A 13731-nucleotide genomic window follows, 5' to 3' on the forward strand; every position below is an offset into this window, starting at 1 on the left:
TGATCAACCTGCCGGCATGCACTCCTGCATGGCGACAGAAAGCCGATCGATGTCAAGATGTCAGAGCTTCTTCGGCGGCCGCGCTCAGCGACCGGATTTCCGGGGAGGCGGCTATATTTCGGGTGGAGACGAAACGCTCGTGGTTCTGGGCCACCTTTGCCGGATCGTATAGATAATTGACCATCACGCCGGCGGACTGCTCCAGCCCCTTTTTCGAAACGTCCGCGCGGGCATGAACCCGGTGCACCACGGCGCCATTGCCGAGATGAAAGCGGGCGACGGGATCATACGGCATCCCGTCCTCACGCTTGGCGGTCAGCAGGTAGTTTGCCGCGAGCCTGCGCATCTGCTCGTCGTCCTGCGGATCGAACGGGCGCCCGTCCGCCGTCAGCTTGCGGACAAGGCCGGGGATCGGTGAGAGGGTGACGAAGGTCTTCAGGCCCGGCAGTTCCATCGAGAGGTCGGTAACCACCTGCTTGATCAGCGAATTACCGAAGGAAATGCCCGCAAGGCCCGACTGACAGTTCGAGATCGAATAGAAGACCGCCGTGTCGGCGGTGTCCGCGTCGATCATGTCGCGGCTTTCCGCCAAAAGGTTCTGGATCGATCCGGGAACGCCCTTGGTCAGCGCCACTTCCACGAAGATCAGCGGTTCGTCCGGCATGGCGGGATGCAGGAAGGCGAAGCAGCGCCTGTCGGCCGGCTCCAGCCTGCGGCGCAGATCGTCCCAGCTGTCGATGGCGTGCACGGCTTCGTAATTGATGATCTTTTCCAGGAGCTGGGCCGGGCTCTCCCAGCTGATCGGCCGCAGCACCAGAAAGCCGCGATTGAACCAGCTCGCGAAGAGGTGACGGAAATCGATGTCGAGCGCCTGCAGCGCGTCGTCCTGCCGTCCGAGCCGCAAGAGATCCTGACGCATGGCGACCAACAGCCGCGTTGCACCGGGCACCTGGTTGAGCCGGCGGATCAGTTCCTGCCGGGGCGGCTCGGCGGCTTCCATGAACGCCCGGTAGCTGGCCTTTGACTGGCCTTCCTCGTAAGCCTCCAGGGCGGCGCGGACCTTGGGCGCGGAAATGCTCAGGTCCTCGGCCAGATGGTGGAAAAAGGCCCGCTTCCCCTCGTCGTCCAGCCCCCCATAGCGGTTCAGGATCTGTTGTGCCAGGGCAACGCCCGAAACCTCGCCGGCGCCGCCGATCAGGTCGGCGATCAGGGCCTCGAGCGGACGGTTGTCGACATTGCCGGCGGATCTGAAGCGGTATCGCCTCTCGAACACGGTTGAGAGAATATCGGCCAGGAATGTCATCGGCTTGCTCCCATGACGGCATCGGGCAGCCAGGTGGCCAGATCCGGGAACAGGCACAGCAGAATGATCGCAAGGACCATGCAGGCCACATAGGGCAGGGAGCCTGTCAGGATCGTCTTCAGCGAGATATCGGGTGCGATTCCGTTGATGACGTAGAGGTTCAGGCCGACCGGCGGCGAAATCAGGCCGATTTCCATGTTGATGGTCAGCACGACCGCGAACCAGATCGGATCGAACCCGGCGGTCGTGATGATCGGCAGCAGGATCGGCGCGGCCATCAGGATAACAGCGACGGGAGGCAGGAAAAAGCCGGCAATCAGCAGGAAGATATTGATCGTCCCCATCAGGATCCAGCGGTTGACGTCCAGCGTACCGATCCATTCCGCGATGGCCTGGGTGATGAACAGCGAGGAAAGCATGTAGGAAAAGACGCCGGCGGCGGCGATGATGAAGAGGATCATCACGCTTTCCCTGGTGCTGTCGCGCAGGACGACCCAAAGGTCTGCCGGATTCCAGAGCTTGTAGATTATGACCGCGATCAGCAGGCACAGCAGCGCGCCGACGGCCGCGGTCTCCGAGGGCGTCGCGATGCCGCCATACATGGCGTAAAGGACGCCGGCGATGATGGCGAGGAACGGCAGGACGCGCGGCAGGATCTCGAATTTCTGGGTCCAGGAATAGGAACCGGCGCCGAGGACCGCGGCGTTGCCGCTGCGCCAGGTCGAATAAAGCGACCAGGCCATGAAGAGGCCGACGAGTAGCAGGCCGGGGACGACACCGGCCAGGAACAGCCGGCCGATCGAGGATTCCGTGGCGATGCCGTAGACGATCATGGTGACGGAGGGCGGAATCAGGATGCCGAGCGTTCCGCCGGCCGCGATCGAGCCCGCGGCGACACCGTCCGGATAGCCGCGCTTGCGCATTTCCGGAATGCCCATCTTGCCGATCGCGGCACAGGTGGCCGGCGAGGAGCCGGACATGGCCGCGAACAGGGCGCAGGCACCCAGATTGGAGACCACGAGCCCGCCGGGAACCCGCGTCAGCCAGCGCTCGAGGGCTTCGTAAAGGTCGGCGCCGGCACGCGTCGAGGCGATCGATGCTCCCATGATGATGAACATCGGGATCGAGAGCAGGGCGAAATTGTCGAGCTTGCCGAACAGGATTTCGGGCATCAGCTCCAGCGAGCGGAAGCCGTCGAAGACGAGCAGGAAGCCCGCGGAGACGATCAGAAGGCCAAGGGCGACGGAGACCCCCGAAAACAGGACGAAGATGGTGGCGAGCGCCACCAGAAGGCCGAGCAGCAGCGGATCCATTATGCGTCCTCCAGTCCGAAGGGCTTGTCGGCGCCGGTGACGACGGCGACCAGGTCGGCAATGAGCTGAAGCAGAAGCAGGCCGAAGCCGACGGGGATGGAGAGATAGGGAATCCACAGCCTGACGCCCCAGACCGTGTCGGAGGTCCAGCCGCGCGACCAGGCGAAGTGCCAGAATTCAAAGCCGTAGTAGAGCATCATGGCGATGATCAGGATCGATGCGCTGAGCGTGATCAGGGCCATCACGAACCTTGCCCGCGGCTTGAGCCACAAGGGAAACAGGTCGACATTCACATGGCCGCGCAGGCGCTGGACATAGGACAGTCCGATGAGCGTGGCGGCAATGGCCAGATAGATGACCGCCTCGGTCTGCCAGACGGTGGAGGCGTTGAGCACCAGGCGCACGAAGATCATCTGACACGTGATAAGGACCGCGGCGACGATCATGGCCGCCGAACACCAGCCTGCAAAGGTCGAGAGCGCGGCGACGATGCGCAAGAAGGGATTGCTCCCGGCACGTGCGGCCACGGCCGTACTGTAGCCCGCCATGGGTTACTCCTGGAAAAGGTGGTTCGTTCAAGCGAAGTGCAGGGCGGTCCGATGCCGCCCCGCAGTGAACCGTCACTCGACTGAGAGCGCCAAGTCGAGGAGCTGCTGACCGTTCGGGGTTTCCTCCACGAAGGCCTTGTAGGAGGTTTCCCTGGCAAGCGTGCGCCAGGCTTCGAAATCCTCGGCCGTCATCTGGGCAATCTCGACGCCGTTCTCGCTGAAGACTTCCGCGGATACGGCATCCTCCTTCTTGGCTTCGTCGAGATAGAAAGCCTCCGCCTTTTCGGCGCCGGCCAGCAGGGCCTTCTGCTGGTCCTCGGTCAGGCTTTCGAACTTCGACTTGCTCATCAGGAGCGGCTGATACATGAACCAGAGCGCATATTCACCGGCCGGCGTATAGCAGGAGACCTGCTCGTAGATCCGGTAGCTGACAAAGGACGAGGACGAGGTGTTGACCGCGTCCAGGACGCCGGACTGCATGGCGTTGTAGACTTCCGAGGAGGCCATGGAGGCGATCGATGCGCCGGCGCCGGCAAGCATCTGCTCGAAGGCCTTGCCGGCGGCGCGCGTCTGCAGGCCCGGCATGTCTTCCGGCTTGGTGATGCACTTGTCCTTGGCCGCAAAGCCGCCGGCCAGATAGCCGTGAACCAGCACCATCACGTCGTCCCCGGCCATGATCTCCTCGATGGCTTCCATGAAGGGACTTTCGTTCATGCGCGCCGCGTGATCGTGGTTCTTCACAAGACCGGGCATCAGCGTCAGGTTATAGGCGGGCTGCTGGCCGCCCGCATAGCTGAGCGGCAGCACCGTCATGTCCAGGAGACCGCGGGTCAGCGGCTTGTACTGTTCACGGGCCTTCAGGAGCGACTGCGACGGGAAAATCTTGATTTCGAGATCGACATCGGCGGCGGCGACCTCGTCGGCAACGATCTGCGCCACCTTGTGGCGGACATCGCCGGTGGACCATTGATGCGACAGGCGGAGCTCGGCGGCGTTGGCCGCAAATGCGCTTGCAATAAGCGCCGCGGCGGCAACCGAGGCTGTGAGCGTGAATTTCATTTTCTTCCTCCCTGGGTTTCCGGCTCGGGTCCGGATTTCGATCTTACCCTCATGTGATGTTTTTTTGTCAAGCATTTTTGTATACAAGAATGGTAATATTGCGCGCGATGATCGCTTGTGCTAGAGGCTGAAACATGGAACGCAAACGCTCGGACCGCATCGCGGACGACTTGGAAAGCCTGATTTTTGAGGGAACTTTCGCCGATGGCGACAGGCTGGACGAAGTGCAGCTGGCCAGCCGTTTCTCGGTATCCAGGACGCCGGTTCGCGAAGCATTACAGCGCCTTGGGCAGTCGGGACTGGTCGTTCATGTCCCGCGCAGGGGGGCGTTCGTGCGCCAGCCCGGACCGGTCGAACTGCTCGAGATGTTCGAGGTGATGGCCGAGCTTGAAGCCGTGTGCGCCAAGCTTGCCGCCTCGCGCATCACGGAAAAGGCGCTGCAGGACCTCCACGCTGCAAATATGCGCTGCAAGGCCGCCGTCGAGGCGAGGGACAGCGATGAGTATTACCGCGAGAACGAGCTTTTCCACGCGATCATCTACCGCCAGTCGGGCAACAGCTTCCTGGAACAGGAGTGCCTTCGCCTGCAGCGCCGCCTTCAGCCTTTCCGCAGAGTGCAGCTGCGCGTGCGCGGGCGCATGACGCAGTCGATGGCCGAACATGAAGCGATTGTCGCCGCCATCGAGGAAGCCGACGGCGAAAAGGCCGCCGACGCGATCCGCCGGCACGTGTCCGTGCAGGGCGAGAAATTCCACCACCTGATGGCAAGCCTCAAACCTGCGGCCGAATAAGCAGCGCCCGTCCACGCCCATTCCCGCCGCTCGAAGATGCGGCCCCGGCCATGGCTCACATTGGCGGGGAGAGCGATGCCGTGCCGGGCGGGACGCGGCCGATGAGAGTGAATCCGGCCGCCGGCACTGGAAAATCCGTTCATATTCCGGCATTACCACAAAGACCACAGTGATCCGCTCCCCGGATCGGATCGCGGACCGACGGCGAAGCAGGAGTAACGGCATGAAGAGCGTACTGGATCAACTGAGACAAATGACTGTCGTCGTCGCGGATACCGGCGAAATCGAAGCCGTGAAGCGCTATCAGCCGATCGACTGCACGACCAACCCGTCCCTGGTTCTGGGCGCGTTGAAGGATCCGGCATCGGAAGAGCTTGTGGCGCGTGAGTTGGAAGCGGGCCGCCGCGCCGGCAAAAGCGCCGAGGCGGTGACCGAGGCGCTGACGGTGGCGGTCGGCGCGGAACTGACTGAACTGGTGCCGGGGCGGGTGTCGACCGAAGTCGACGCATGTCTTTCCTTCGACACGGAAGCATCGATAAAACGCGCCCGCGCGATCATTGCCGAATATGCGGCACGGGGGATCGACAAGGACCGGATCCTGATCAAGCTCGCCTCGACGTGGGAGGGGATCCGGGCCGCCGAGCGGCTCCAGGGCGAAGGCGTCGACTGCAATCTCACGCTGCTCTTCTCCATGGCGCAGGCGGTTGCCTGTGCCGACGCAGGCGCGTTCCTCATCTCGCCCTTCGTCGGGCGGATCACCGACTGGCACAAGAAGGCGGAAGGACGCGACGGGTACGCTCCAGAAGAAGATCCGGGGGTTCTGTCGGTGAGGCGGATCTACGACTATTACAAGTCGAACGGCATCCCGACGGTGGTGATGGGGGCATCGTTCCGCAACACGGGACAGATCAAGGCGCTCGCGGGATGCGACAATCTGACGATCGCGCCGAAGCTGCTAGATGAACTGGCCAATGACACGGACACGCTGACCCGCGCATTGTCGGCGGACCAGGCGAGCGGTGTTGCCCCGATGAAAATGGACGAAGCAACCTTCCGCTGGGAAATGAATGCGGATGCGATGGCGACGGAAAAGCTCGCAGAGGGCATCCGCAACTTCGACCAGGACCACAGGAAGCTGATCGCGCTCGTTTCTGAAAGAATGTAAGGGGAGAGGGGCTCCGGACCGGTCCGGAGCCGCTTTTCATGATCGCGGTCGCGGCTTCCGCCTATGAACGGTTCGCGGTGGCTGCCTCGAGGGTGGCAATGTCGATCTTCGCCATGGTCATCATCGCGTCGAAGGCGCGCTTTGCCTCGTCAGGGTCGGAACTCGTCGTCAGTTCGAGGAGGCGCCTCGGCGTGATCTGCCAGGAGAAGCCCCAACGGTCCTTGCACCAGCCGCAGGCGCTTTCGGCGCCCCCATTGCCGACAATGGCGTTCCAGTAGCGGTCGGTCTCTTCCTGGTTTTCGGTCACGACCATGAAGCTCACCGCTTCGTTCGGCTTGAAATTCGGTCCGCCGTTCAGACCGACAAACGGCCGTCCGAGTACGGTGAATTCGACCGTCAATTCACTTCCTTCGTGCCCGCCGGGGAAATCGCCGGGCGCCTTGTTCACCCGCTGGACGCGGCTGTCCGGAAAAGTGGCGGCGTAGAATTCAGCAGCCTTGCTTGCTTCTCCGTGGTCGAACCAAACGCAGGTTACGAAATCGGTCATGTCGATGTCTCCTTCAATGCTGGTGTGATCGTTTCTGGCAGGGACGAACACGTCCTCCTTTAGATGCATACCAACTAGTCGGTATGTTGTCAACGCGTGATACCCGGCGGCGAGGACGGTGTCGATCCGGCTTCGGTCTCACTGCATTTGGTCATTCGTTTGTGGAGAAAGCGCGACACTCGTGAACAGATGTGAGACGGCCCGGTCGAACAAGTCATGGGACTTGACTACATACCGACTGGTCGGTATTGTCGCTGTCACCAAACCCGAGATGGTGTCATGCAACCAGGAGCATTCCAATGAAGCCCACCATAACAGCCTTTGAACGCTCGCCCGATGGCGGAAAAGGACTGGCGCGTGACATGCGGGTTCGCTGGGCGCTGGAGGAAACGGGCCAGGACTACGAGGTTCGGCTGCGGTCTTTCAGCGCGCTGAACGAACCTGCACATCTCGCGCTTCATCCCTTTGGACAGATCCCGACCTATGAAGAGGGCGATCTCACCTTGTTCGAGTCAGGGGCGATCGTTCTCCACATCGCGGAGCGCCATCAGGGCCTGCTGCCGGTCGATGCCAATGCCCGGGCGCGCGCGATCACATGGATGTTTGGCGCGCTCAACACGGTGGAACCGCCGGTCTTCGACCGCGACCTCGCCATGATCCTCGAACGTGAGGAACCCTGGTACGAGCAGCGCATGCGTGTCCTTGAGGACAGCATCCGCAAACGGCTGGGTGCCCTTTCCACCCGCCTTGGCGATGCCGAGTGGCTCGATGGCCGTTTCAGTGCCGGCGATCTTCTGATGGTGACGGTTCTGCGCAGGCTGAAGGGCTCGGGAATGCTTGAGGAAACGCCGAACCTGGCGGCCTATGTCGCCCGCGGCGAAGCAAGGCCCGCCTTCAAGCGTGCTTTCGACGCTCAATTGGCGGTTTTCAAATCCGCATCGACCGGTGGATGACGGCCGATCAGGGATCTTCCGAAATGCGAATGGTGACGCGGCTGCTTGACGTCAAGCTCTGCCTGGCTACGCTTGGCAGCGTCTGAAACAGGTTAGGTTCGGGAAGGTTGGCCCGGCCCCCGCATCAGCGGGTCCTTCTGTTACCGTGGTAACGGCCCAAGACTATCAAGGAGCATGCATCGTGCATGCGCCGGTAGAAAGGGTATGACCATGCAACAGCAGATTTCCGTCGTCACACTCGGCATCGCGGATCTTTCCCGCTCGCGCCGTTTCTATACCGAAGGCTTTGGCTGGGTGCCGGTCTTCGAAAATCCCGAGATCATCTTCTACCAGATGAACGGGTTCGTTCTCGGCACATTCCTGAAGTCTTCCCTCGAAAAAGACATGAACAGGCCCGGTCTCATTCAGCCCGGCGCTTTTTCTCTCGCGCACAACGTGGCCAGCCGCGCGGACGTGGACGCCGTCATCGCGCGTCTGGCTGATCACGGCGGCCGGGTTCTTCGGCCCGCGGACGCACCGCCGCATGGCGGGTTCAGGGGATATGTGACCGATCCTGATGACCACGCATGGGAAATCGCCTGGAACCCGGCATGGACGATTGACGAAAACGGCCACATAACTTTCGGACTGTAACCCACCGGGAACGGCCTCGGCGGGTTCTGCTCCGCACGTTGCCCGGCAGCGTGCGGAGCAGCAGCAATGCCGGAGTTTCAGTCAGCGGTATGATCGGCGATGGCCCTCACCATGTCGTCAATGTCCCGGTCGTGGATTTCATGCCCCCCGCCTTCGACCCGGTGCAGTTTTGCAGTGCGGACGATCTTTGTGAAGGCGTCGCCGTGGCCGATCGGAAACAGCGGATCGGCCGTGCCGTGGATGGCAAGAACCGGCATCCTGAGATCGGAGGCGCGCAGCTTGTCCGGCTCTGCCCCGCCCGGCAGCACGAAATGATTGGTGGCACTGGCAAAGGAGGGCGAGCGGGCCATGTCACGTGCGATCAGGCCGCTTGCAGCCTCGGCGTCGTGCGGATGCCGGGTGCCGGCAAGCATGGCGCAATCGCGGCGCAGGAAATCGGCAATCGTCCCCGGGTCCGACCAGTCGAGCCCGTCGGCCGCCGCGGAGTGGTCCTGATAGGCCCTGGCCGGAGACGGCAGGCCTTCGGCCCCGAACGGCGACGTGCTGATCAGCGCGAGCGTCCGCACTCGGCCCGGATGGCGCAATGCGGCATCCTGCGCGACGAAGCCGCCCATCGACATGCCGGCCAGATGCGCCGAGTCCAGGCCGTAAGCGTCGAGAATGGCTATGGCGTCGTCGGCGAGGTCGCCAAACGAGTAGCCGGGTTCGCCTTGCGGATAGTGGGTGGAAAGGCCGGTATCGCGCTGATCGTAGCGGATCACGTAGCGCGCCCGGGCGGCCAGTTGTTCACAGAACCTGTCGGGCCACCACAGCATCGAAGACATCATTCCCATGATCAGCAGCACGGGCGGGCCGGACGGGTCGCCGAACGCCTCGGTCTGGAGTTTCGCCCCTGTGACGTCGACGCTTTTTTCGGTGACGCGGGATGATCCGACCGGGTTCATGACGCAATCCTTCTGATTCCAAAATGCAACCAGTTTACGTTTCCCATATCCGATCCTATTATGCAATCAGTTTTATCAAGGAGATTCTGCATGCGCGGCAATCGCTCGGGCTGTCCCATCAACATGACCATGGAAATCATCGGAGACCGCTGGAGCCTCGTGGTCCTGCGGGACATCATGTTCGGCAACCGCCGCCACTTCCGGGAATTGCTCGAGAACTCGATGGAAGGCATCGCGTCGAATGTTCTTGCCGCACGGATGAAGCGCCTCGTCGAGGTCGGCCTGCTCAGCCGCAGCGACGATGCAAGCCACAAGCAGAAGGTGATCTATTCCCTGACGGAGCCGGCGATCCAACTGGTTCCGGTCATGGCAGTCATCGGCGGCTGGGGGTGCCGGCACCTGCCGGCGACCCGGGAACTCAGCGTCCGGGCGCAATTGCTGGAAGAGGGCGGACCGGAATTGTGGGAGGAATTCATGGACGAACTGCGCGTCCTGCATCTCGGAGCACAGCCTAAGAACGAAGCTTCTGTGCTGCAAAAGCTGACAAGGGCATATCAGGCCGCCGTGGAGTCGGCACCAGTGGCGTCCCTGTCAGAGCAAAGTGTAAAACATCATAGAAACGAAGAACGCCAGGGTTAGAACGATCAATCCCAAACCCGCAAATATCAGCGGTGCGGAGTATTTGCTTCCGATGAGCCTGCCCGCGACGACCAGGAACATGCCCGTGAGCAGGACAATTATCGCGCCGCGCTGGTAGAGTATCGGATCCATTGTTTTCGACCTCGCCGGTACTGTCCTGGTGCTCAAGATCAGCAACGAGCGGCACCGGTCATCTGCGCGGCACAAGCCAGATTTTGATTTGAACGTTGCTGACCATCCACGATACAGGAATTGCCCAACCGGCCAAATACGGGCCAACTCAACTGGCTTGGCGAGAGCTTCGAGGCAAGCTCCGGCCCGACTACCACCGGTTCGACCATTCTCTCCGGCCCGGACCCTCTTCCTGAGGCTATCCTCGCATGGCGGTCGTTGCTGCGATGGCTGGCGATCGTGCCGCCTTAACTGAGGGTCAATCCATCGTGATCAATCGTCAGCCGTGGTGATGGTCCCGACTGTTACGATTCCTCTTCAACTCAAAAGAACAGGGAGGAAGCCGTGAAACGAATTGTTACATACGGATTATTGGCAGCGACCGGTGGGTTGTTCGCAGCGGTCGCGATCGGAACATCTGCGCTGAACGCGCAGGATGCGCCGTTTGGTGACCCCGACAGCATCAGCTATGCCGAAACACTCTGGAGTGAAATGGAGGAAGCGCGGCTGGTCGGCGATAACTCGATCAAGGTGCGTCCCTTCGAAGGCAACGAACCCCATGGAACGATCCAGGAGGTTCTTGCGACCATCGCCACGGTCGACGATCACACCGGCCGCCTGGTTGTCAAGCGCAACCATGCCAGCGACAACATCGATGCCGTCTATGACGACCCGACCGGCAACCTTGCCGCGATCACCATAATGTTCGAGCGCGAAGAGGGGTATGACCCGGAGAACCGGAACTGGTTCTGGGCCAAGTACCTCCCGGATGGCACATTGGACACGAACCCCAACGGCATGCAATTGGCCGGACGGGTGGCAAAAGGTATGGATGCCGGGTGCATCGCCTGCCATTCCGCAAGGGGCGGCGACGATTTGGAAGTATTGACCAGCAGATAGAGACCCCAGGCAAACACCCTGGGGCCGGCCCATCGGTCAGATGGCGTCGACCGCCTTGCTGAGCTGTGCCCGGACGTCTCTCGCGACCGTCTTGAGGTCATCGTTTTCGACGGCTGTCATCGAAGCGACCGGGTCGACCGCGCTCACTTCCACACCGTCATCCACCTTGCGCAGGATCACGTTGCAGGGCAGCATGGCGCCGATCCGCGGTTCCAGTTGCATCGCTTGGTGCGCCATGCCGGGATTACACGCGCCAAGGATCAGGTAGTCGTCGACCTCGGCGCCGATTTTCTTTTTCAGCGTCGATTTGACATCGATTTCCGTAAGCACCCCGAAGCCCTGATCGGCCAGGGCCTTGCGCGTGCGTGCGACGACATCGTCGAAGGACGAAGCGGGGAAATTGCGATCGAGCGTGTAGGACACGAGAACCTCCGTATGTTGTGGCTGATTGCCGGATGCGCGGACATCTCCCGACAAACGCGGCCGGGAGACACTTCAGGCAATGGTGCGAAATACCCGGACCACCCGATTCGACGCGCTGTCGGTCATCGCCGTCGTCTGCCGACACCGATGATACCCATACTAAGGACTCCGGCGCGACAGGGTTCCATCACGAAGTCAGGCGTCGCCGGTTCCGGTGCGGCTTTCGTAGCGCTGCGGCCTGTCTTCTTTGTCCGGCGACAAAGACGAATGATGGCGTCAGAGTAGAATATCCGCTCGCTGAGTGGAGTGAAACCAATGGCAGAAGCGGAGGGCATTCGGCTGGACATGCCGGTTGACGAGGTCATGCGGCGCTGGCCGGCAACGATCCGGGTGATGATCCGTCACAAGATGCTGTGCATCGGGTGTGCGGCCGCCCCGTTTCACAGCGTTTCGGAAGCCTGCGCCGAACATGGCGTTCCGGAAGCGGCGTTCATGGCGGTGCTGGAAGCTGCCGCCAACGAATAGGGTCCATGCCCTGAAACTCACCTGGTCTTTTGATGTTCGGCAATCAGCATCAGGCCATGGGGATCGGTCACGGTGACCCTTTGCCGCCCTCCCTTCACCAGTCCCTTGTTTTCCCATGCGCTCAGCAGGCGGCTGACCGTGTGCAGGGTGGAGCCGGTCATTTCCGCGATCTCCTGGCGTGTGATCGGAAAATCGATTTCGATTCCATCCTCGGTCTTGCGCCCCGACTGCTGCACAAGCCGTAAGACGGTGCGTGCAATGCGTTGCTCCACCTGTTCGGTTGCCATTTCCATGACCTGGTCCTGCGTCTCCTGAAGGCGGGACCCGATTGTCTGATAGGCGGCGGCGCCAAAACGCGGAGCCTTTTGCACAAGGTCGGTCCAGGCGCTGTTCGGCCAGGTCAGGACGACGCAGTCCACTGCCGCGACGGCGCTTGCCGGATAGGTGTCCCGGTTCAGGGCGACTGCTACGCCGAAGAGTTCGCCTTCGTTGATGTAGCGTGCGACGACCTGGTGGCCCTCGGGCGAGGTGCGCACGACGCGGATATGTCCGGACAGCAGCAGGTGAAAAGCGGTCGCCCGTTCAGCCTGCGAAAAGACTTCGGCGCCCTTTTCGTAGCGGGAGGACTTCGCCTCCTTCAGGATCTCGCGAAGCGCGTCCGCCGAGAGCTCCTCGAAGGCGGGCAGATCCGCGATCACCGAACCGTCCAGTCGTGCCATGCCGCGTTTCCCCGTTTCGCGTGGTTGCCGATCGCCAACCTAACCGTTCTTTGTCCCAGCACAAAGAAGCGTGCCGGCGCCGGGCCTATCTTTCCCGCAGTGCAACAGCACTGTGCACGAAGAAAGGAAAGATCATGAAAAAGTTTCTCTCCACCCTTGCCCTGGGTTGCGCGATGGCCGTTTCCACCTCCGCAATGGCCGACGAAGTTCAGGTGAAGATGCTGAACCGGGGCGAAGCCGGCGCCATGGTGTTCGAGCCGAGCCTCATCGAGATCAAGCCCGGCGATACGGTTCGCTTCCTGCCGACGGACAAGGGCCACAATGCCGAGACGATCAAGGGAATGATCCCGGACGGGGCCGAGCCGTTCAAAAGCAAGTACAACGAAGAATTCGTGGTCACCTTTGATCAGGAAGGCGTCTATGGCGTCAGGTGCAAGCCTCACTATGCCATGGGGATGGTCGCTCTGATCAAGGTCGGCGAGCCGGTGAACCTCGATGCGGCCCAGACCGTGAAGCAGCCGGGCAAGGCCAAGACCGCCTTCGCAGATCTTTTCGGGCTGGTCGTCGCCTCCAGGTAAGGATTGGAAACGCAGGCTGTGGGCCCGCTCACGTCGCAGGGTATGGACCGTATCCACCAGTCCATGCGTCGAGACGGGCCTTCGGCCCGCCTCCGCAGGAGGGGGCGAGGCAAACAAGTCGGCAGAGGACGGTTCTTCGGCAGGCCGGGATTCACGCACCGCGCGAAGGTGTTGCCCTTTTTGCCGGCGCGCATCTCTTCATCCGCCAGGCAGCGGATCGGGTCACCGCCTGTCCGCCCATGCCGGCACACGACCGTTCGGGTGCCTTGGACCGGCATCGTGGCGGCGCATTTTCCCCGTTCAGAGCTCCCGGTCCGACCGCGACTCTTCTTGGTTTTCCGCCGGGAATACTGGTTTCCCGGTCGCGGAAGGCAGGTCTTTTCTCTTGTTCATGAATCGATTAAGCAAAAAGCGAAAAATGTTTTGCGAGCGGCCTTGTTTTGGACAAGGTCTTATACTATTTACCGATCATCGATATTGTTTGACGAACTTTGTGACTGCGCTACCGCGTTCTCAACGA

16 protein-coding genes are annotated in these 13731 nt (G+C 61.6%); 8 read left to right on the forward strand and 8 right to left on the reverse strand.

Annotation, left to right across the window (positions count from 1 at the left end; translation table 11 throughout):
* Positions 1-52 precede the first annotated feature (52 nt).
* The 4 genes from ON753_RS25670 to dctP form a co-directional block, all read right to left on the reverse strand.
* Positions 53-1303 carry a malonyl-CoA decarboxylase gene (locus ON753_RS25670; RefSeq protein ID WP_265966846.1) on the reverse strand — a complete coding sequence of 417 codons (1251 nt, stop codon included), beginning with the start codon at positions 1301-1303 and terminating at the stop codon, positions 53-55.
* The gene (locus ON753_RS25675; protein ID WP_265966847.1) at positions 1300-2616 is read right to left on the reverse strand and encodes a TRAP transporter large permease; all 1317 of its coding nucleotides are present in this window, start codon (positions 2614-2616) and stop codon (positions 1300-1302) included. The genes ON753_RS25670 and ON753_RS25675 overlap by 4 nt, the downstream gene beginning before the upstream one ends.
* On the reverse strand, positions 2616-3164 hold the full coding sequence (locus ON753_RS25680) for a TRAP transporter small permease (protein WP_265966848.1): 549 nt from the start codon (positions 3162-3164) through the stop codon (positions 2616-2618). Before ON753_RS25680 ends, ON753_RS25675 begins: the two co-directional genes overlap by 1 nt.
* Before the next feature lie 72 nt (positions 3165-3236).
* Complete coding sequence (gene dctP, locus ON753_RS25685) at positions 3237-4223, reverse strand: TRAP transporter substrate-binding protein DctP (RefSeq protein ID WP_265966849.1); 987 nt, start codon at positions 4221-4223, stop codon at positions 3237-3239.
* A gap of 134 nt (positions 4224-4357) precedes the next feature.
* Between dctP and ON753_RS25690 the strand changes: the two genes are divergently transcribed.
* A complete protein-coding gene (locus ON753_RS25690) occupies positions 4358-5014 on the forward strand; it encodes a GntR family transcriptional regulator (protein ID WP_265966850.1) in 657 nt (218 codons plus the stop codon).
* A 223-nt stretch (positions 5015-5237) separates the two neighbouring features.
* Complete coding sequence (tal, locus tag ON753_RS25695) at positions 5238-6179, forward strand: transaldolase (RefSeq protein WP_265966851.1); 942 nt, start codon at positions 5238-5240, stop codon at positions 6177-6179.
* Positions 6180-6240: 61 nt separating this feature from the next.
* Here tal and ON753_RS25700 read toward each other — a convergent pair whose 3' ends face one another.
* Positions 6241-6726 (reverse strand): VOC family protein, encoded by a 486-nt coding sequence (locus ON753_RS25700; protein ID WP_265966852.1) that lies wholly within the window; start codon positions 6724-6726, stop codon positions 6241-6243.
* Between the two features lie 299 nt (positions 6727-7025).
* Between ON753_RS25700 and ON753_RS25705 the strand changes: the two genes are divergently transcribed.
* Positions 7026-7679, forward strand: a complete 654-nt coding sequence (locus tag ON753_RS25705; RefSeq protein WP_265966853.1) for a glutathione S-transferase family protein — start codon at positions 7026-7028, stop codon at positions 7677-7679.
* A gap of 210 nt (positions 7680-7889) precedes the next feature.
* Positions 7890-8312 carry a VOC family protein gene (locus ON753_RS25710; protein WP_265966854.1) on the forward strand — a complete coding sequence of 141 codons (423 nt, stop codon included), beginning with the start codon at positions 7890-7892 and terminating at the stop codon, positions 8310-8312.
* A gap of 77 nt (positions 8313-8389) precedes the next feature.
* Here ON753_RS25710 and ON753_RS25715 read toward each other — a convergent pair whose 3' ends face one another.
* On the reverse strand, positions 8390-9256 hold the full coding sequence (locus ON753_RS25715) for an alpha/beta fold hydrolase (RefSeq protein WP_265966855.1): 867 nt from the start codon (positions 9254-9256) through the stop codon (positions 8390-8392).
* Positions 9257-9316: 60 nt separating this feature from the next.
* Between ON753_RS25715 and ON753_RS25720 the strand changes: the two genes are divergently transcribed.
* Positions 9317-9895 (forward strand): winged helix-turn-helix transcriptional regulator, encoded by a 579-nt coding sequence (locus ON753_RS25720; RefSeq protein WP_377047215.1) that lies wholly within the window; start codon positions 9317-9319, stop codon positions 9893-9895.
* Between the two features lie 516 nt (positions 9896-10411).
* Complete coding sequence (locus tag ON753_RS25725) at positions 10412-10966, forward strand: hypothetical protein (protein WP_265966857.1); 555 nt, start codon at positions 10412-10414, stop codon at positions 10964-10966.
* Between the two features lie 36 nt (positions 10967-11002).
* Here ON753_RS25725 and ON753_RS25730 read toward each other — a convergent pair whose 3' ends face one another.
* Positions 11003-11389: a DUF302 domain-containing protein gene (locus tag ON753_RS25730; protein ID WP_265966858.1), complete on the reverse strand. Its 387-nt coding sequence runs from the start codon at positions 11387-11389 to the stop codon at positions 11003-11005.
* A gap of 315 nt (positions 11390-11704) precedes the next feature.
* On the opposite strand from ON753_RS25730, the gene ON753_RS25735 reads away from it, so the two are divergent.
* Positions 11705-11914, forward strand: coding sequence for a DUF1858 domain-containing protein (locus ON753_RS25735; RefSeq protein ID WP_265966859.1), 210 nt, complete (start codon positions 11705-11707; stop codon positions 11912-11914).
* A gap of 17 nt (positions 11915-11931) precedes the next feature.
* On the opposite strand, the gene ON753_RS25740 is transcribed toward ON753_RS25735, so the two are convergent.
* Complete coding sequence (locus ON753_RS25740) at positions 11932-12633, reverse strand: Crp/Fnr family transcriptional regulator (RefSeq protein WP_265966860.1); 702 nt, start codon at positions 12631-12633, stop codon at positions 11932-11934.
* 134 nt (positions 12634-12767) lie between these two features.
* On the opposite strand from ON753_RS25740, the gene ON753_RS25745 reads away from it, so the two are divergent.
* Positions 12768-13211: a pseudoazurin gene (locus tag ON753_RS25745; RefSeq protein ID WP_265966861.1), complete on the forward strand. Its 444-nt coding sequence runs from the start codon at positions 12768-12770 to the stop codon at positions 13209-13211.
* Positions 13212-13731 lie beyond the last annotated feature (520 nt).

Source organism: Roseibium salinum (assembly GCF_026240905.1).
Lineage (GTDB): Bacteria > Pseudomonadota > Alphaproteobacteria > Rhizobiales > Stappiaceae > Roseibium > Roseibium salinum.